Source organism: Candidatus Moraniibacteriota bacterium (assembly GCA_016699385.1).
In the GTDB taxonomy this organism is placed as follows: Bacteria; Patescibacteriota; Minisyncoccia; order Moranbacterales; family UBA1568.
Map to the genome: position 1 here is coordinate 304,921 of CP064974.1, position 18,334 is coordinate 323,254.

Below are 18,334 nucleotides of genomic sequence, written 5' to 3' on the forward strand. Positions count from 1 at the left end.
AAACAAATGCATAATCAGTAAAACAAAAACGTCATGCCATTTCAGTCTTCCTCAGGATCAAACAAAGTTTTGTTTTGGTCTCTTGTTGCACTTGCTATCGCCATGATACTCGCGGTTGCTTTTGCTCTCCGCGGGTTTAATCGAGAAATGGATAAGGATAGTTCTCTTTCAAACTCTCCGAATATGTCCAAAGACGATGTGAAAGATGTTCCTCCCTCTGAAGTCATGACCGAAGAAGTCCTCATGGGATGGAAGCGAGATGAACAAAATCATATCTCTGTCACCGGAGAGGTACTAGGTGTTCGTGCTGTACCCGAGCAAAAAGATGTGAAAGGCATGGAGCTTGATCTCAAAGTGAGTCCAATCATTGATTCTCTGCTCTATCCGGCCCCCGACAAACTCTATCGCTTCTTTCTTTCCGAACGAGATACGAAAGAAGGATTCTCCGAATCCTTCAAAGTAGGGGATACCGTGACAGTGACGTCACAGGCGAACCCAACGGAAGACGCGTATGTTATTGGGGAGAAGGTGGGGAAAGAATAGTTTACAGTGATAGAATTGGATTAGAACTATGCGTATTAATTTCAAATTTATTCGTACTATGAAATTTCTCATCATTCCGATAGGAGTTTTCTTGGGAATAGCATGGGCGTTCTCACTCTTTTTTTCATCAGCATCGGCTGTTTATGCGAGTGATGCTCCTTGTGGAGCTGGTGGTGGAATTCTTGGTTATACTTCTTGTTGTAAGGATGCGAAGCTTTGTCCCGATGGAACAGTGCTTGGGAGAACCCTCCCAATGTGCATCTTTCCTGAGTGTCCAGGTTCTGGCGGAGGTGGTACGAATGCAGCGTGTAGTTCAGCGGCAAAAAACTATGCGTATACAGATACAGCATATTCTCCCAGTAATCTTTGTGTATCAGGTTCATCTCCCACTGTAGGAAATGGAGCGGTTCCATTTCCTGCGCCAGGGAAGACAGTCACGTGGTCATGTTTCAATAGCTCATCTCCAACAGTGACATGCTCCGCAAGTCGAGATGCTGCCCCTGCTATCACCTGTGGCACGGCAAATGGGAAAACATATCCAACCTCAGGACCTCCTTCGGCTGACCGTTGTGTCAACACAACGCAGACGAATTTCGCCTTCCGTTACTCTGGTTCCTATTGGAATGGATGGACATGGAATTGTGGCACAGCTTCTTGCAGTGCGAATCTTTCCCCTGGTATTTGTGGAACTGCTAACGGAACAACACGCGCAACAGCTCCATCGACTGTAGCGGAACGCTGTAGTGCCGGTGTCTCGAGTGCTGTTTCCGGTTCGGGCCCCTGGAGCTGGAGTTGTACCGGAACAGCCTGCAGTGCAAGTAAGACAGTGTCATGTACGCCAAGTTGTTCTCTAAATCCGGCGTCATATTGCACGACGCATTACCTCGGCAGTGATGGATGTGGAGGTTCGTGTGGGTATGGGACGATGGTTTGTCCAACTCCTCGCCTCAAGGTTTGTCCTGCTGCGGTTACTCTGAATCCGACACAAACACAACAGCTCGAAGCGCGATACTGGGCAAATCTTGCGAGTATCCCATCGTGTTCGACAACAGGGTATTCAATGGTCACTCCGAGTGCAGCGTGGTCATCTTCAGTTCCGTCCGTTGCAACAGTAGGGAACATATCCGGAACGAAGGGTGTGGTGACGGCAGGAAGTCCTGCTTCGACATCACTGGCGAATATTCAAGCGTTGTACATCGGTTTGCCAAGTTTTAGCGCGGTGACGGTGAATGGAGTGGTAGCGAGCCCTTCGGCAACGATTTCTGGAAGCGGATGCTCCATTCCGTTAGGAGCAAGCACATGTGATGGGACATTTACCTGGACTATTTCTGGAGCTACTTCGCCAAATGTATTTAATGCGACGAGAAGCATTCAGTATACAACGGCTTCTTCCGGAAATAATTCTCCTTTTGCTATCACCTACGGAGCAAATACTGTGCAGGCTCGAGATGGGGCAACGGTATTGGCAACGACTTCGGTAAGTGGTACCTGCGCATCGGGGACATGGGACAGCTCGAAGTGTGCCGCTGCGAGTGGTCAATTGCTTACCGTATCGAAGTCTGGATCGGGGACAGGAACGATAACGAGTGTGCCTGCTGGAATAAGTTATCCGGGCGATGCGACTGAATCATATTCGACCGGCACCTCGGTTGTTCTCACAGCAACTGCTACTCTTGGGTCAACATTTACTGGCTGGAGTGGAGATTGTACCGGAACGGGTACCTGTACGGTGGTTATGAACTCCCCAAAAAATGTGTCAGCATCATTTGCTGCGCCGCCAACATGTACCTGTGATAATCCAAATGCTTGTGTAGGAAGTAGCTACACGGGCACTGGGTCGGGATGTGTTCCAAACGGATGCTCTGGCACCAAGGTTTGTGACCAGCATTGGAAAGAAGTAGCGCCGTAGAAAAGGCGAAGAATATGAGAGCGAAACCGCTTCCTGGTTTGGGGAGCGGTTTTCGGTTTGAGTGGCAATGCGCTATGCTAGATAATATGAAGAAAAAGATATCTCTCATGTTTCCGACATTCGAATATGAACAATCGGTGGCAGTACAGGATCGAATCGCAGTCGGGGTGGATGAGGCGGGGAGGGGACCCTTGGCTGGGCCAGTTGTCGCGGCGGCGGCATGGTATCGATTGACTCCGCTTGTGTTTCCTGTAGGAGAAGACCGATATACTCGACTCATCCGTGATTCAAAAACACTCTCGGAGGATCAGCGCGAGGAAGTGTATCAGTGGATAATTGATCATTTCGAAATCGGTGTCGGCATTGTTGATGCTCGGACTATTGATCGGGTGAATATTCTTCAGGCGACATTTCTCGCCATGCGAGAGGCGATTGCAGTGCTCGCTGGAAAGCGTGCAACAAAAGAAAAACAAGAAACAAAAACAATGCACATGCTTGTTGATGGCAATCGAGAGATTCCAGAACTCACTTTTCCTCAGGAGGCGATGGTAAAAGGGGATGCTCGGTCGGTTTCTATTGCGGCAGCGTCTATTGTTGCCAAGGTGACTCGCGACCGAATGATGCATAAGTACGATAGTGAGTATCTCGAGTATGGATTTGCACGACACAAGGGCTATGGGACAGCGGCGCACGTCGAGGCGATTCGACGGCTTGGTCCCTGCCCGATTCACAGGCATTCTTTTGCTCCCGTCGCTGAGTTGTCTCGGGAATTTGCCAGAAATAAAGAAAGCTGATAGACTTGGGGACAAGTGTTTTCCATTGAGAATATCCTATGTCAGTACCGAAACAGAGGCATTCCAAGGCGCGACAGGCGCGCGGACGTGTCCGCTATGTGAAGTCAGTCAAGAACGGTGTTCTGTGCCTGAAATGTGGATCGAGTATTTTGGCACATCGCGTGTGTCCAAAATGCGGTTTCTACAAGGATCGGGAGTATGTGAATACCATGAAGCAGGTGGAAACACCAGCAAAGAAAGAGAAGAAATAGCCTTTCTTGGGTCAGCTCTATACTTTGGTTGTTTTTTGAAATATGGCGAATCGGCACCTTCAACGATCGGTGGCAATGCAAGCGCTTTTTGAGTGGGATTTCCGAAAGAGCGGCGATGCGGAGATGGCTGACATTGCACGTCGAAATCTCGAAGAATTCGCTCCGGGACTCGAGGACGCCTCGTTTACGCGCGTCCTCGTCGAGGGGACACTCGCGCATCGCAAGGTTATCGATCAGCTTATTGAGAAGTGTGCGCCCGAGTGGCCACTTGACCAGGTGACGGTTATCGATCGCAATGTATTGCGGCTCGGTATTTTTGAGTTGCTCTATGGCAACTACGATGAAGTGCCCCCAAAGGTGGCGATTAATGAAGCCATCGAGCTTTCCAAGACCTTTGGCAGTGACAGTTCTCCGCGGTTTATCAATGGCGTCTTGGGGACGATTTATCGTGAGATGGGTGAGCCAATGAAAGACGACTCGAGCGAGAAGCGTCGCGCCGCACTGAAACTGAAGGAGCTCGAAGAACGCCCGGGAGATATGAAGACGGAGCCAATTGATTCGGATGATTAAATCGTAATGTTCTTCCCGGCATAAGCTGGGCATTCTCCCAGAGTTTTCAAGAATGTCGCGCTTTTCTTGGGAAGTGGTTTTCGTATGAAAGAATTTGAGAGTAAAGAAGTCTCTCGTGTATTGGGTGTGGAATTTCGCAATACAGAGTACCTTCAGACCGCTTTTACGCACCGTTCGTATATCAATGAGCATCGGAATTATCCATTCGATCACAATGAACGGCTGGAATTTCTGGGTGACGCTGTTTTGGAGCTCATCGTGACGGAGTATCTCTTTCATCACTATCCCAATCCCGAAGGAGAGCTCACCAGCTGGCGAGCCGCCTTGGTAAACGGTGAAATGCTCGCACGCGTGGGCGCCGAGATTGGTATAGAGCCTTTCCTTATAATGAGCCGGGGCGAGTCGAAGGATACGGGACGATCGCGTCAGTATTTGATTGCCAATGCTATGGAGGCTATTATCGGCGCACTGTATCTCGACCAGGGGTATGACGCCTCGAAGGATTTCATTCTTCGTGTCATTGTAAGTCATTTGCCGGAAGTTTTTGAACAGAAGCTCTATGCCGATCCAAAGAGCGATTTTCAGGAACAGGCGCAGACGCGTCTCGGCATGACGCCTTCCTATCGCGTGCTTTCCGAGTCTGGTCCCGATCATGACAAGTGCTTCACTGCCGGTGCCTATGTGGGCGACGACCTGGTCGCCGAAGGAACGGGAAATTCAAAGCAGGAAGCTCAGCGTGAAGCCGCCAAAAACGCGCTCAAGAAGAAAGGCTGGTAGTGTCTCATCTTCCGTTTTGTTTCAATTTTTGCTATACTTTAGGAAAGTTTTGTGAAAGGGATACGTGATACAAATACCATGGAAACAGAAAAACAAGAGAAATTTCAGTCGCGATGGTTTTTTTGGGTATTCTTTCTGGCGGTCTTTCTTTCGGTGTTTGCGACATTCTACCGAGTGTTTATTGCGAAGAACTATCTGGTTGATATAGAGACGGCGTGCTCTCCGGAGACGGAAGCGTGTTTTGCGCGAGATATATGTGACACAGAAGATCAAATCTGTGCCGAGGGCGACACGCTGATAGAGACATCGTACTACAAAACCGTTGAGCGGAAGGCGTTTGCTTTTCCGGAAGCATGTGCTTCCGGATCGCTTGACTCACCGCTTTGTGCTGATTTGTCTTGTCGGTCAGGAGAAGTAGATTGCACCGAGACTTTTTGTTCCGATGAAACAGTGCCCGAAGGCGAGACCTGTGTTGGTCCGGGAGTTGTCCCGGAAGAATCGATGACTCCAGATGAATCCGCTGTAGAAGATGAGGAATCCGGAGATACTATGAATGAAGCTCCTATGGAGGATTCGAGCGGAAAGAGTGACTCAATACAAATGAATGAGATGAATTAGACGAATATGGTGATTTCGAGAGTGATTGACAGGAACCATTCTGTGTGATGCCAATAAATAGCCAAAGAGCATATCTACTTTTTGGCAATATGCGCATGTTCTTTCAGTACTTTGAAAAAAAGGACTGTTTCTGTTTCAGTCCTCTTATATGTAAGAGGCTTTACTCTGCGAGATTCCATCTATGAAGAAAAAGACTCCTGATGTGAATGTAGTCGCTCCGAGATCGATTAGTGGATTTCCCGAGTGGCTTCCCGAGGTGAAGATTCTGGAAAACCGTCTCTTGAATATCATCCGAAAGCACTATGAGTCTTTCGGTTTTGTTCCGATAGAGACTCCAGCTGTTGAGTTGCGTGAAGTATTGACAGCAAAGGGCGGGAATGAAAAGGAAATCTACACTCTCGGTCGCTTGCGAGACGCCGGAACGGGTGATGACACCAAAGATTTGGCGCTTCACTTCGATCTCACAGTTCCTCTCGCGCGCTATGTCGCCCAGTACCAGCGAGAGCTTGTTTTCCCATTCCGCCGCTACCAGATTCAAAAGGTCTGGCGAGGCGAACGTCCTCAATCCGGAAGGTTCCGGGAATTTTACCAGTGCGATATCGATGTCATCGGTGATGAGACACTGAACCTCCTCACTGACGCGGAAATGCCGGCAGTGATATACCAGATATTTTCCGAGATGGGCGTCGGTCCGTTCATGATCAGGATCAACAATCGGAAGATAGTCCAAGGATTGCTTTCATGGATCGGTGTGGTAGAGGAAGACTTCACTGCTGTCATGCACATTCTGGACGATCTCGAAAAATTGGGCATCGATCGTTGTATCGCGAGTCTGAAGGAGCTGGGTATCTCGGAAGAGCTGGCACGAAAGGTGCTCACGCTTGTCGGGCGAAAGTTCACTGCGAGTTCGGCTTTGCGAGAGCTTGAAAGTCTTGGATGTTCTGAGTCTCTCTATCTTGAGGGTGTTCAGGAACTCAACACTGTCCTCGAAGGGGTGCTGGCGCTTGGTGTTCCGGAAGAATCTTTCTGTGCTGATCTCTCGATTGTCCGCGGTTTGGACTACTACACGGGAACGGTCTATGAGACGATTCTTCTCGATCATCCGAATGTGGGAAGCGTATGCTCTGGCGGACGGTATGAGAATTTGGCAAGCTACTTCACCAGCCGAAAGTTGCCAGGTGTCGGTATTTCCATCGGACTCTCTCGACTGCTCTCACGGCTTCTTCAGGAAAAGGTGCTCACTGCACAGCCTTGTTCTCCTGCTCCGGTTCTCGTGACGAGTATGGATGGACAGAGAATGAAGGACTACATGGAGATGGCGGCGGAACTTCGATTGACGGGTATTGGGGCGGAAACGTACCTTGAGTTCAAGAAAATGGGCGCACAGCTTGGGTATGCCTCAAAGAAGGGGTTTCGAGTCGCGATTATTGCTGGGAGTGAGGAATTTGAGAGCGACACCGTCGTCGTGAAGAATCTTGGCACTGGTGTGCAGACATCGGTTTCCCGAGCGGAGCTTGTTCAAGAAGTTTCTTGCGTTCTTGGAAACAAGACGTAAGGAAGATTTTGTTTTATCTATGTTGAGCAGTTGGCTTCTTCGGACGATTTTCAATTTTGGAAGCGTCTTTTTTCTTTTCTATCTCTATGGTTTTTCAAATCCTTGAGAGTCTCTTTATCCCGATCAAATGCACCAAGATATGAGAAATCCGGTAAAAATAAAACTGCTTGTGTAGCATTCGCCAACAAGCAGCTTCGGGTTTTCCATCATTCACAGCAGATTCTGGATAAAGCGAAGGATTTTCCGTGCACCCACCAGAACTGACTGATCGTTCATCACCACCATCTTGTTTGCCATTTTGGCAGACAGTTCGTCCCACCGTACAGCATTGAGCTGAAGATCCTCAGCGCAGAGTTGCGGGACAGCATTCATAATGCGCAAGAGTCGCTCGCCATTCATTCGTCGTCGCTCGGCAATCACTGACGGATGGGCGTTAACGTACACAAACCCGCGAAAGAGCTGGAGCATCGCATCATCCCACATATCCTCAATCGCTAGTTCTCCAGACATACGAATCGGCACTACCAAATGTGTGTCCACAATTGTAACAAGACTGGTAGTGCTTTCGATGACGGCGGCTATGCCCTCGATAATCGCTCGCTTTTTTACAGTGGCGGGTGTTGATTCGAGTGCTTCGTACGAAGCTACGCTCAATGTTTCTTTCAAAACTGTACTCCCTCGCACCACGATCATGCTCGGGTGCATTTCCAATAACGCTTCCAAGAGAGCGGATTTACCAACTCCATTTACACCAAAAACACAAACGGCAACCTTCTTGTTCACGAAAAACCTCCTTCAGGGCAATGATACTGCTACATGATTGTAGCGGTATCGGTTACCCTCAAGAAAGAATCCGACCTACAAGGTGGCAATAAATTTTTCAAAAAACGGCAATTCCGTAAACAGCACTCGTTCATGTACCGGCATTTGTTTGTAGGTCAGTTTTTGAGAATTTTGGGCGTGCACCGGCACAAGAATAGTGTCTAAAGGATACGCGTGATATTCGCTTTCGGTCAAAATTTTGCTAATACAAAGCGGTACCTCGGCGATACAAACCTTATACTCTTTACCATCATAAAACACCATACAGTTTCGACGCAGAGCCGTTCTGTCATCCTCGCCATCCAAAAGAGCGAGTATTTTTTCAGGACCAAGACATGTAGCTGCTTGTTTGGAGTTCGCTCCCGGAAAACCATTCAGAGCATTGATAAATATCCCTCCATCGGTAACGATAACAGGGTGTTTGAGAATGCTATAACTCTTTCTCGCTTTATCTTTTGCAATCTCAATAATATCATCGTGTTTTATTTCGGTAATATCGACATTCGCCAAATGAAGCGTATGCTCTGTGCATTTGCTTTGCAATTCCAACACCTTCGTGGCACTACTCGTGGCAAAATATAAAGATCGGGCTGTTGGTTTGTGAAAAACCAGAACACTCACTCGGTGAGTATCGGATCCGCTGTATGACACAGTGACCAAACCGAGTTCCGCGAGAATGTCTCTAAGCCACTCTCTCTCCAGTTGATTTTTCTGCATTCTCCCTGCATCATCGTTATTGGAAATGTTGCTGATATAGTCAAAAACGAGATAGCCGTCCGGAGTGAGAGATTCCGCCATCACTGAAAGTGTCGGCAATATATCGCTCCTGTGCATGTGTGACAGCACGACTCCGCGCGAAGTGATCAGTCCATATCTCTCCTTTTCGCCCGAAAAAATACCACTCTCAAAACGAACACGCGCATCAGTTGTTTTTTCTGTCGCAACGCGAACCATTTCAGGACTAATATCCATGCCGAGAATATCGGAGATGGTGCTATTTTCAGCAATCAATCTCGTTACTGCGCCATCCCCGCAACCAATATCCAAAGCTGATCCCGACACAAGCGGCAATATGCGCCGTACCTCGGTATCGAAACGATCATACCCATTTTCGTGATTCACATATGAAGTTTCATCCTCGCGTATTGATTGCCAGTTTTCAGCTCGTCCGTCCCAACGACTGGCGACATGAGCATTGTGTTTTTCTCGATTTTTCTCTACCTCTTCAATATGTTTCACGAGTTTTGCAAAAGCCTTTCCTCGATGATTTTCTTCCACGCCAAGCGCACCGAGTGAAGCACGATTGATTTGCACCAACACATCAAGCGTGAGCGGAGTATTCGAGTCAAGATGCTCATAGCGCGTCGTACCGCGCACTTCCCCGCGAAACACATGGCAGTCAAAGCCGTCAAAATATCCGATAAAGCATGTTACGGTCACGGAAGTGTTGGTCGGCAAAAATTGAGGCAGTGTTGCGAGCGTGCTGTTTTTGAGAAGATGCTTGATCAGCGCTCCGGGATACGTATCCGACCCCACCGTGAGAGAGACATCGTCCACGATGAAGGGCATCATGGTCGTTTTCCGTATCTCCGCCATTTTTTCAAGTATCACTTCCTCTCCGTTTACCGACTGTATTTCTTTCGTCTCCGCCGATTTTGGAACAATTTCAAAAAGATGAGCGGGCACGGTTTTCTGCAGTTCCCGATATTGATTCAACTTTTTCTGATTTTCCGAAATACAGTACAGCTTCATACATTAAGCGGCTACGGATTGATTGAGGTAGGTGCTCAAAACACCAAAAGCCTCATTGTATGTGTTCTTATAGACATGAGCATCCGTGATATACCCGTCCATCACGCCCGTTTTGATATTGACTCCAAGCGATTGCTCGAGTTTCTTTGCTACCACATGAGTGATGTCCGCAAACACCACCAAGTCGCTTATATTTTTTTGATACGCATCTTGTGAGCGCATGAAAAAATGCGTATTCATAGTATACTCATTCTCCTTCACCTTGTGGAGCCTGAATTGCAGAGAAACGATACAAGGAAGGTAATCGTTGAAGGGTGAATTTTTCACGTTCTCGTAATCTTCATAGGTAGGAAAAACCATAACAGCTTTCTTGCTTTCCGGAATACGCGTCAACCGATGCACGACGAAATCAATCATTTTTCCCTCTTCAAGCCGTTTTTTGTAACTCTTTGCCCCGGTGCGGAAAGAAGGCGTGATGTCAAAATCCGCCATCGTGTCAGCCTCAAAGGCGAGCTTTCGCATGGAAGCAATCGATTCTTGATTGGCGTACTTCTGGATGATTGGATCGTTGTCGGGATGAGTGTAGTTGTTGATAATGACTCGTACTCCATGCAACGCAAAACGGGCGAGATTTTCATCGTACTCTAAATCACCATTTTTGATACACGCTTCTACCAAACCAAGCCACGCTTCGCCTAGGGATTGAGCCTCGATAGTGCATCCAAAATTGTAACAATGCAAATTCATAGTTTCCTTTAAAAAATGAGATGCTACAGGCAAGCTGTTGGCTTAAAAGGTGCGGAACCAATACCCGAAAATGCTGAATTTATCGCTAAAATAACCATTATGCACTCGATTTCACAATGTACACCAAGAATATACTATTGTCAAGACTTCTATCCCATATAAAAGTCTTTAGGCGGACTTGACATATATTCTATCCCCTACTATACTCCATTATGATAAAGTGTCAACTCTCTATATGAGGCATATGCGCAAAACTAGGAACAAAGAAGATACATGGATGAACCACGATACGGAAGCCCTCTTCGGGGCTATTCTCAAGTTGAAACATGTAGATGAAGCGAAAAAGTTTTTTAGGGACCTGCTCACTGAAAAAGAAATTGAGGAGTTTGGTCAAAGATGGAAAGTGGCGCGAATGTTGGCGGAGGGAACGATCTATACCACCATCTCAAAAGAAACGGGAATGAGCTCTACCACTATTGCCAGAATTCATAAGTGGCTCAAAAAGGGCGAGGGCGGATATAGGCTCGTTTTGGAGAGGCTAAAAGAGAATCGCTAGTTTTTTTTGTTCGTATCGCTTTACTACGATAAAGTATCACTATGAAAAAATCATCAAGAAAGCCACCAACTGTGGTAGGCGCGAAGTATTTTATATCCGCCGCAGGCGGCAACATAACAAGTATTGAGATCGTGCCGCAAGCACTTTCTCGGAAAGAATACGCCAATCGCGGCCGCCATTTAATGAATATGCGCTCTCTCCATAGAACCAGAGCAATCAGGGTTTCTGGTGAAACCAGATAATACGACCCCGCATTTTGAGATGGCTGGTGGCGAGCTGTGCGTGAATGCACTTCGTGCCGCGGCTATTTTGGCAACGGGGATACCGCGAGAAGATCGCCGTGTTACCATGACGGTTTCTGGTCTCAAGTCTCCAGTGGAATGTCTCGTCGTCCCTCTTGGGAAAATACGGGACGATATGAAATATTATGTGACAGCGTCTTTCTCCGGTATGATTCGGGAAATCAAAGTCACGGAGTACGACGGCATACGGGCGAAGATTGTGGATCTCGGTGGGATTGTTCACGTAATTGTCCCTGCTCCATTTCCGAAGGATTACGAAAGTGCTCATGGAAAAATCTGTGAAGCTTTCGGTCTTTCGGGAAGAGAAGCTGTCGGCGTGGTATGGATTGAAGAAATGGGTGATGCAATTGCGATTCACCCAGTTGTATGGGTTCGGGATGCGGATACGTTTTTCTACGAAACATCCTGTGGCTCAGGAAGTATCGCTGCGGTGGTGGCGACTTTGTCAACGGATGGATCAAAGGATGTGATTCAGCCAACCGGTCTTCGCATGACCGTAACTATGCGAGATGGAATTATTCAACTCTCAAGCGACGTCGAGGTACTGGGTTATGAGTTTGGATCGTGAAGATGGTGAGTCATGTAGAAATGGTAGAAAAAATTTCATGTTTTTTCTGAAAATTTTGACAAAGTACTATTGACAAGGTAGAAAAAGGCGTAGTAGAGTAAACTTTCGAAATTGGAAAGGAAATCATCAGTGTTTTATTCTGGTGACCTCTGCCCAGCTTCGAGGCTTTCGGAGTAACAGTTCCTTGTGTTGTGATTATGAAAAATCTATTTTGGAAAATCTACAGTATTCTTATAGCGAGCATAATTGTTGTTGCAATTATTGCAGGCGTTCTTTTTTTTGGCGGACAGTTGCGAGTGAATTCTTTTATTGGTTTGCTTTTGGTTCTTCCGGCACTCGTACCTCCTATTGGTCTTATCGCCTTCGCATGGGGAAAACCGATTGGTTGGTTATGGATGTGGAAAATGTTTGTATGGATACTTAGTGTTATTAGCGCTTTGGAATTTATTGGTAGGATCATAAACATGGTAAATCAGGATGACTCTTGTTTTGGCGCATGGTGTTACATTACTGAACCGCTTTCCATAGCATTTGGGCTACCTCTTGTTATTGGACTCTATCTTTACGCCTATCGGAGCCAAGAAATTTGGAAGGTAAAACAACCTTCATGAACTCCGCTGACTTTCGAACTGCCACGTTTCAAGATCTTCAAAAAATCCCCACCAGCGAAAATGGGGAGACTTTGGTTGAGGCAAATACTTTTGATTACTCCATAATCTGTGAACATGTCCAGCGCGATATGGAAGGTTTCACTGGAGAAAAGGTATTCGTCCGCGAAGGATTGGCGCATCGACTTGCAAAAGCAAATGTTTTCCTTAAAACCAAGAATCCCGAATACTGCTTGCGGATCGTTTACGGATACCGCCACCCAGTTGTTCAAGAAAAATACTTTTCCGAAATGCGGCAGGTTGTCGCAAAAGAACATCAAGAACTTGATGAAAGCGAAATTATTTCCTTGACGCACAACTTCATTGCCGTCCCGGAAGTAGCAGGGCACCCAACTGGAGGAGCTGTGGATGTCACGATAGCGACAGCATCGGGCAATCTCGATATGGGGACGGATATATCTGATTTTAGTCGCGCGGATGCTATCAAAACCTTTGCAAAAGGGATCTCTTTTGAGGCGCTTTCTAATCGACTTCTTCTTCGCGATGCGATGGTGTCTGCCGATTTTGCACCATTCTACGGAGAATGGTGGCACTTTTGCTTTGGTGATCGAGAATGGGCGTTTTTTTATGAGAAACATGCTTCGTTATATTCGCCGATTCGGTTTCAGATATAGTCTAATTTTTCTCTAAAAACTTTTTGGTGAGCACTGGTAGTGATATTTTTTGGAATATGCTACAATTTCCAGAAAGATTCGAGAAGATATCTATGCCCCGTATTTGTTTCGGGGATTTGGTGTGGTGAGGCTGGAAAGATTGGTGATTTCGAGAGTTATTGACAGATTTTCTGAGATGTTTCTGATATGATTCAGCTGGAACTTATAGTTAGGAGCGGTGTTTTATCGGGATTTTCCCGATTGTAGAGGCTTTTCAAATGGACATTTCTGTCCATTTTTTTTGACTTTTATTATTGACATAGATAATGTTTCGTGATATAAATTAAGGTTCACTTTTAATGAATGAAGCCGTAAGGGGGATTATATTTATATGCGTGTATTGTTTGTATCTCGAGATCTATCCGGAGGAGACTTGTGTTATCGCCTCAAGCAAGAAGGGCATGATGTGAAGCTTTTCATCCGCGACAAGGATCAGCAACAGAATCTTGAAGGAATGGTGACAAAGGTGAGTGATTGGAAAAAGGAACTGAAATGGGTTGGGAAAAATGGACTCATTGTTTTTGACAGTACCGGATACGGTCGAGAACAGGATAAATTGCGAGCACGAGGGTACTCTGTCGTTGGGGGATGTGCGCTTGGTGATAAGTTGGAAGACAATCGGGCATTTGGTGAAAAAATCCTTTCAGAATGTGGCATTGCTACTATACCATCGAAAAGTTTTTACTCACTTGATGAGGCAATTGCATTTGTTAAGAAGAATAGAGGTGAGTGGGTAGTGAAACAAAATGGGCATGTATCCAAAATTTTCAACTACGTTGGACACATGGCGGATGGAAGCGATGTAATTGAAATTCTGAAGTCGTATAGAAAATATAATAAGAAAGATGCCTCTTCTATTCAATTGCAGCGAAGAAAATACGGTGTCGAAATTGGTGTGGCGCGATATTTTAATGGGCATGACTGGGTGGGTCCGATTGAAATGAATGTTGAATACAAGAGTTTGTGCGCTGGTGGTTTGGGTCCAAAGACTGACGAAATGGGAACGCTCATGTGGTACGATGACAATGAGGATAACGTGCTTTTTCAGAGGACGCTTGCGAAACTAAAGAACTATTTGCAGGAGATAGGTTTTCATGGAGACTTTGATATTAACTGCATTGTTGATAAAGATGGCATATATCCATTGGAAGCAACGGCACGGTTTGGTTCTCCGTCAACGCAGTTGCAGGCGAGTCTGCATGTTTCTCCGTGGGGCGAATTTCTCAAGGCAGTTGCTGATGGGAAGTCGTATAATCTGAAATATAAGCGGGGATTTGGTGTTATTGTCCTCTTGGCGACGCCTCCTTTTCCTTATACTGCTATTTCACAGCGGTATTCTGTTCGAGGTTCCGGTGTGTTTTTCAAAGAGCAATTGACAAAAGATGAGTTGAGTCGAATTCACATCGAAGAACTTTCAACGAACAAGCAAGGCAATCTTTATATCTCTGGGAAGCGGGGATTTGTTCTTGATGTGAGTGGTGTTGGAAAGACGGTTGAGGCCGCTCAAAAACAAGCGTACTCATTGGCTGAGAAAATCGTCATTCCAAAGAAATTCTATCGAACTGATATTGGTGAGAAATTCCTGAAACAAGAGCGAGCGCTCTTGGAAAAGTGGGGATATCTAAAGAGGAAACACTAACGATTCAATGATGAGGACATTTTGATAGTTCTCGATTTTTTCGGTAAAGAGGGCAGTATTCTTGTTTTTCACTCATTTTCCTAGTACCTTCTCTTTGTTAGCTGCTTATCGTATTTCTTACTTTGCTGTATGGGAAAAACCTTGCAAAAAAAAGATCTTTATTGTATTTCAATAAATTTGAACAATAATGCTCAAGGTATTGTTAATGCCTGTAATATCAATGATGTTTCTCAGGGATACGACAGATTTAAGAAACTTTCTTGTGTAGAAGAGGTGGTAATTTTGCAAAAATGTAATTGCACGGAGATTTTTATTTGGGGAACTTTTGATTTGGGAAAAATTGTAGAGACATGGAAATCTGTTAGCATTGATCCGGATGGTTTTGGTGAATCTGACATTACCATTTACCGCGAGAACAAGTGTGTCGAACATCTCTTGCAGGTGTCTTCTGGATTGAAGAGCGTGACTGTTGGGGATGGTCAGGTGCTTGGGCAAGTTCGACTCGCTTTGACAAATAGTAAAAAATTTAAAGCCTCCGGTCCGGTTATGGAGGTTCTTTTCCGGTCGGCTAAAAAAGTAGCGCTTTTAGTAAAAGAGAAGACATCTATAGGAATCGGAAATGTTTCAGTTGGTCGACAAGCGGTAGAATTGCTTCAGAATGTAAACGGCGACCAATCTCAACGTATTCTGATTGTCGGGTGTGGGGCTATGGGAAATCTCATTGTGAATGTTCTGCATGAAAAAGGTTTTGAATGTGTTGATGTTACAAATAGAACAGCATTCCGAGCAAATAGGTTAATTGAAGCTGGAGTAGCAAGAACTAGAATTGAGTTTAGTGAATACCTTGACAAAATAGAGGGATATGATGCTGTTTTTTTCTGTCTCTCGAGTGTTCTTTCTTACGAAGAAGCAGAGAAAATAAATGCATTGTCTCATATACCAAAAATTATTGATGTTGGAAATCCACAAAACACAATTCTGCTCGCATCTCTGAATAAAAGCGCGTATATCTATTCGATAGCGACCATAAAAAAGCTGACTGCCCAGCGATATCGAGATTGGGTAGCTCAAATTGAGAAGGCAAATGAGATTATTAGAGAAAATGTTAATGAGGTGTATCGTGCTATAGAAAAAGAATTAATAAATGTGGAAGTTGGCTTAAATTTGGAACTGAGCAAAAAGAGGCTTAATAAAAACTTGGCACATATTGCTTTTTTGAGAAGTATTTTCGAAAAAGGTTTTCGAGACTATCTACAGGAAAAGAAGGGTTACACTGAAGTTCATACTCCATATATTGTGCCGATATCAACTGATCCGCCAAGGAACAATGCGAGTGAGGAATTATTTTCTGTTCAGTGGTACGAAAGGAAGCTTTTTCTGCGACAGTCTAACCAAATGTATAAACAAATGCTTGTCTTATCTGGGATGAAGAGAATTTTTGAGTACGGACCATTTTGGCGTGAAGAAGCGAGTCCTACCGCAAGGCACTTATCAGAAGCATGGGGACTTGATGTTGAAATGCAATTGAAAAAAAACGAAGGAATTGAAATTTTGCTTTCTGCTGCCGGAGAAATACTTCATTTTTCGTCGAAGAGGTTGTTGGAAAAGCAACTTATTGTGCAAGAGGATATTATTGCAAAAGAAATTCAGTCCATAAGTTATGACGAGGTATTTGAGATAGTAACTGCTCATATTGATACTGATTATTCGTATGGGGATGACCTTGGTTATAGTAGAGAGTATGAAATTGCAAATCTCTTAAAAGAGAGTCGTGGCTGGGATATTTTTGCAATTGTTCATTATCCGAACCTGACGAAAAAGTTTTATACGAAAGAGGTAGACGAACACTACACAGAGTCTTTTGATATCATTTATAGGGGTTGGGAGATTTGTTCTGGCGCCGTACGCGAGACGGATGTCTCTCGCATTATTGAGAGGATGAAGACATCAGGTATAAACCCTGAAAACTTTCGCTTCTACCTTGATTATTTTATGGTGCCAACTTCGCATGGCGGTTTTTGTCTTGGAATTGATCGGGTTATTGCAAAATTGCTCGAGTGTAGTACTGTCGAAGATGTCGTATTGTTCCCAAGAAGCCAGACGCATATTATTCCTTAAATAGAAACCGTTATGAAAACTTATAGAAGAAACGACTGTTCTATTGCTGAGAGTCGAGAATGTGTTGGAAAAAATATTACACTTTCTGGGTGGGTGCACAGTCTTCGGTTGCATGGGAAGGTTGCTTTTTGTGATCTTCGTGACTTCTCAGGGAAAATTCAAGTTGTTTTTACTGGAAAAGTATTTGAGCAGATAAAAGAGGTTTCTCTCGAGTCAGTTATACAGGTTTCTGGAATCATTGTTGAACGGCAACAAAACTGCATCAATGCAAATCAACCTCTTGGCGACAGAGAACTTGTTGTGGAGACCCTTCGAGTCTTCGCATTGTCAACAGCTCTTCCATTCCCTGTCGACGATGACACGAGCAAAATAGATGAATCTCTCCGTATGAAATATCGGTATCTCGATCTTCGATCAGATCGAATGCAGAGGAATATCCGGTCCCGCCATGAAGCTATGCTTTTTCTTCGGAACTATTACAGTGAAAACGGCTTCTGTGAAGTGGAGACGCCTATGCTCACCAAAGGAACGCCGGAAGGTGCTCGGGAGTTCATTGTTCCTTCAAGGATTCATCGTGGGCAGTTTTATGTTCTCCCGCAATCTCCGCAACAATTCAAGCAGCTTCTCATGGTTTCCGGTATGGGGAAATATTTTCAAGTGGCACGGTGTTTTCGTGATGAAGATCAACGGCAGGATCGCCAGCCGGAATTTACTCAATTCGACATTGAAATGTCTTTTGCTGACGAGGGAGATGTTATGCAGACGGTTGAGGATTCCGTGAAAGCACTTGTTTCGAAAGTGTTTCCTGGTAAGAAGATTCTTGCTACACCATTTCCGCGAATGACCTACGCAGAATCGATTAAGAATTATGGTTGTGATAAGCCGGATATGAGAAAAGGCGAGAATGATGATACTTTGGCATTTTGCTGGGTGACGGAATTTCCGCTTTTTGAGGAAGATAGCTCTTCAAAAAGCGGGATTTCATCAGCGCATCACCCATTTACTATGCCACTTGACGAAGATATCCCTCGCATGAAAACTCATCCGCTCTCTGTTCGATCCACGGCATTTGATCTTGTTCTTAATGGGTATGAAATCAGCTCCGGGAGTGCCCGCATATATGATGCTAATCTGCAGAAGAATGTATTCGAGTTGCTTGGACTCGAAGAAGAAGAAATTCAGAACAAATTTGGGCATATGCTTCGGGCATTTTCCTTGGGTGTTCCGCCACATGCTGGGACGGGGCTTGGTATAGATCGTCTCTTCTCCACCATTCTTGGAGAGGGGAGTATTCGTGAAGTAATTGCTTTCCCAAAAACAGGCGAGGCAAAGGACTTGCTCATGGGTGCTCCAAGCGAGCTCTCTGATGAAACTTTGCAACAAGCTTGGATTGAAAAACGGAAGAAATGAACAAATTGCCTTGCTTTCTATGCATGCCAGGAAAATCGTCATTCCAAAGAAATTCTATCGAACTGATATCGGCGAGAAATTC

General features: G+C 45.3%; 18 protein-coding genes. 15 read left to right on the forward strand and 3 right to left on the reverse strand.

Features of this window, described 5'->3' with window-relative positions:
• The first annotated feature begins 33 nt into the window (after window positions 1-33).
• The 8 genes from IPJ67_01425 to hisS all read left to right on the forward strand — a co-directional run bounded on the left by IPJ67_01425 (window position 34) and on the right by hisS (window position 7,017).
• Window positions 34-543 carry a hypothetical protein gene (locus IPJ67_01425; GenBank protein ID QQR77791.1) on the forward strand — a complete coding sequence of 170 codons (510 nt, stop codon included), beginning with the start codon at window positions 34-36 and terminating at the stop codon, window positions 541-543.
• Between the two features lie 58 nt (window positions 544-601).
• Window positions 602-2,452 carry a hypothetical protein gene (locus IPJ67_01430; protein QQR77792.1) on the forward strand — a complete coding sequence of 617 codons (1,851 nt, stop codon included), beginning with the start codon at window positions 602-604 and terminating at the stop codon, window positions 2,450-2,452.
• Between the two features lie 74 nt (window positions 2,453-2,526).
• The gene (locus IPJ67_01435; protein ID QQR77793.1) at window positions 2,527-3,246 is read left to right on the forward strand and encodes a ribonuclease HII; all 720 of its coding nucleotides are present in this window, start codon (window positions 2,527-2,529) and stop codon (window positions 3,244-3,246) included.
• A gap of 38 nt (window positions 3,247-3,284) precedes the next feature.
• Entirely contained in the window at window positions 3,285-3,497 is a 213-nt protein-coding gene (gene rpmF / locus IPJ67_01440; GenBank protein ID QQR77794.1) for a 50S ribosomal protein L32, read from the forward strand.
• 42 nt (window positions 3,498-3,539) lie between these two features.
• Entirely contained in the window at window positions 3,540-4,067 is a 528-nt protein-coding gene (gene nusB / locus IPJ67_01445; GenBank protein QQR77795.1) for a transcription antitermination factor NusB, read from the forward strand.
• A gap of 84 nt (window positions 4,068-4,151) precedes the next feature.
• Window positions 4,152-4,844, forward strand: coding sequence for a ribonuclease III (gene rnc, locus IPJ67_01450; GenBank protein ID QQR77796.1), 693 nt, complete (start codon window positions 4,152-4,154; stop codon window positions 4,842-4,844).
• A 51-nt stretch (window positions 4,845-4,895) separates the two neighbouring features.
• Window positions 4,896-5,462, forward strand: a complete 567-nt coding sequence (locus tag IPJ67_01455) for a hypothetical protein (protein ID QQR77797.1) — start codon at window positions 4,896-4,898, stop codon at window positions 5,460-5,462.
• 202 nt (window positions 5,463-5,664) lie between these two features.
• On the forward strand, window positions 5,665-7,017 hold the full coding sequence (gene hisS / locus IPJ67_01460; GenBank protein ID QQR78026.1) for a histidine--tRNA ligase: 1,353 nt from the start codon (window positions 5,665-5,667) through the stop codon (window positions 7,015-7,017).
• Window positions 7,018-7,227: 210 nt separating this feature from the next.
• On the opposite strand, the gene IPJ67_01465 is transcribed toward hisS, so the two are convergent.
• From IPJ67_01465 to IPJ67_01475, 3 genes are all read right to left on the reverse strand, one after another.
• Window positions 7,228-7,800, reverse strand: a complete 573-nt coding sequence (locus IPJ67_01465) for an AAA family ATPase (GenBank protein QQR77798.1) — start codon at window positions 7,798-7,800, stop codon at window positions 7,228-7,230.
• A gap of 75 nt (window positions 7,801-7,875) precedes the next feature.
• Complete coding sequence (locus IPJ67_01470; protein QQR77799.1) at window positions 7,876-9,591, reverse strand: methyltransferase domain-containing protein; 1,716 nt, start codon at window positions 9,589-9,591, stop codon at window positions 7,876-7,878.
• Between the two features lie 3 nt (window positions 9,592-9,594).
• Window positions 9,595-10,338: a hypothetical protein gene (locus IPJ67_01475; GenBank protein QQR77800.1), complete on the reverse strand. Its 744-nt coding sequence runs from the start codon at window positions 10,336-10,338 to the stop codon at window positions 9,595-9,597.
• Between the two features lie 277 nt (window positions 10,339-10,615).
• Here IPJ67_01475 and IPJ67_01480 point away from each other — a divergent pair, with 277 nt between their 5' ends.
• The 7 genes from IPJ67_01480 to IPJ67_01510 all read left to right on the forward strand — a co-directional run bounded on the left by IPJ67_01480 (window position 10,616) and on the right by IPJ67_01510 (window position 18,252).
• Entirely contained in the window at window positions 10,616-10,894 is a 279-nt protein-coding gene (locus IPJ67_01480; protein ID QQR77801.1) for a helix-turn-helix domain-containing protein, read from the forward strand.
• Window positions 10,895-11,122: 228 nt separating this feature from the next.
• Window positions 11,123-11,764 (forward strand): hypothetical protein, encoded by a 642-nt coding sequence (locus tag IPJ67_01485; GenBank protein ID QQR77802.1) that lies wholly within the window; start codon window positions 11,123-11,125, stop codon window positions 11,762-11,764.
• Between the two features lie 197 nt (window positions 11,765-11,961).
• Window positions 11,962-12,375: a hypothetical protein gene (locus IPJ67_01490; protein ID QQR77803.1), complete on the forward strand. Its 414-nt coding sequence runs from the start codon at window positions 11,962-11,964 to the stop codon at window positions 12,373-12,375.
• Window positions 12,376-12,503: 128 nt separating this feature from the next.
• Window positions 12,504-13,046: a hypothetical protein gene (locus tag IPJ67_01495; protein QQR77804.1), complete on the forward strand. Its 543-nt coding sequence runs from the start codon at window positions 12,504-12,506 to the stop codon at window positions 13,044-13,046.
• A 370-nt stretch (window positions 13,047-13,416) separates the two neighbouring features.
• Window positions 13,417-14,724, forward strand: a complete 1,308-nt coding sequence (locus IPJ67_01500; GenBank protein ID QQR77805.1) for a hypothetical protein — start codon at window positions 13,417-13,419, stop codon at window positions 14,722-14,724.
• A 129-nt stretch (window positions 14,725-14,853) separates the two neighbouring features.
• The gene (locus tag IPJ67_01505; GenBank protein QQR77806.1) at window positions 14,854-16,842 is read left to right on the forward strand and encodes a hypothetical protein; all 1,989 of its coding nucleotides are present in this window, start codon (window positions 14,854-14,856) and stop codon (window positions 16,840-16,842) included.
• A 12-nt stretch (window positions 16,843-16,854) separates the two neighbouring features.
• Window positions 16,855-18,252, forward strand: a complete 1,398-nt coding sequence (locus IPJ67_01510) for an aspartate--tRNA ligase (protein ID QQR77807.1) — start codon at window positions 16,855-16,857, stop codon at window positions 18,250-18,252.
• Window positions 18,253-18,334: the final 82 nt, after the last annotated feature.

What these genes read in the sequence shown, in the direction of transcription:
- IPJ67_01425 (QQR77791.1), top strand. Translation starts at nt 34, where the DNA reads ATGCCATTTCAGTCTTCCTCAGGATCAAACAAAGTTTTGTTTTGGTCT.
- IPJ67_01495 (QQR77804.1), top strand. Translation starts at nt 12,504, where the DNA reads ATGGAAGGTTTCACTGGAGAAAAGGTATTCGTCCGCGAAGGATTGGCG.
- IPJ67_01500 (QQR77805.1), top strand. Translation starts at nt 13,417, where the DNA reads ATGCGTGTATTGTTTGTATCTCGAGATCTATCCGGAGGAGACTTGTGT.
- IPJ67_01505 (QQR77806.1), top strand. Translation starts at nt 14,854, where the DNA reads ATGGGAAAAACCTTGCAAAAAAAAGATCTTTATTGTATTTCAATAAAT.
- IPJ67_01480 (QQR77801.1), top strand. Translation starts at nt 10,616, where the DNA reads ATGAACCACGATACGGAAGCCCTCTTCGGGGCTATTCTCAAGTTGAAA.
- IPJ67_01470 (QQR77799.1), bottom strand. Translation starts at nt 9,591, where the DNA reads ATGAAGCTGTACTGTATTTCGGAAAATCAGAAAAAGTTGAATCAATAT.
- IPJ67_01435 (QQR77793.1), top strand. Translation starts at nt 2,527, where the DNA reads ATGCTAGATAATATGAAGAAAAAGATATCTCTCATGTTTCCGACATTC.
- IPJ67_01510 (QQR77807.1), top strand. Translation starts at nt 16,855, where the DNA reads ATGAAAACTTATAGAAGAAACGACTGTTCTATTGCTGAGAGTCGAGAA.
- IPJ67_01475 (QQR77800.1), bottom strand. Translation starts at nt 10,338, where the DNA reads ATGAATTTGCATTGTTACAATTTTGGATGCACTATCGAGGCTCAATCC.
- IPJ67_01430 (QQR77792.1), top strand. Translation starts at nt 602, where the DNA reads ATGAAATTTCTCATCATTCCGATAGGAGTTTTCTTGGGAATAGCATGG.
- nusB (QQR77795.1), top strand. Translation starts at nt 3,540, where the DNA reads ATGGCGAATCGGCACCTTCAACGATCGGTGGCAATGCAAGCGCTTTTT.
- IPJ67_01490 (QQR77803.1), top strand. Translation starts at nt 11,962, where the DNA reads ATGAAAAATCTATTTTGGAAAATCTACAGTATTCTTATAGCGAGCATA.
- rnc (QQR77796.1), top strand. Translation starts at nt 4,152, where the DNA reads ATGAAAGAATTTGAGAGTAAAGAAGTCTCTCGTGTATTGGGTGTGGAA.
- rpmF (QQR77794.1), top strand. Translation starts at nt 3,285, where the DNA reads ATGTCAGTACCGAAACAGAGGCATTCCAAGGCGCGACAGGCGCGCGGA.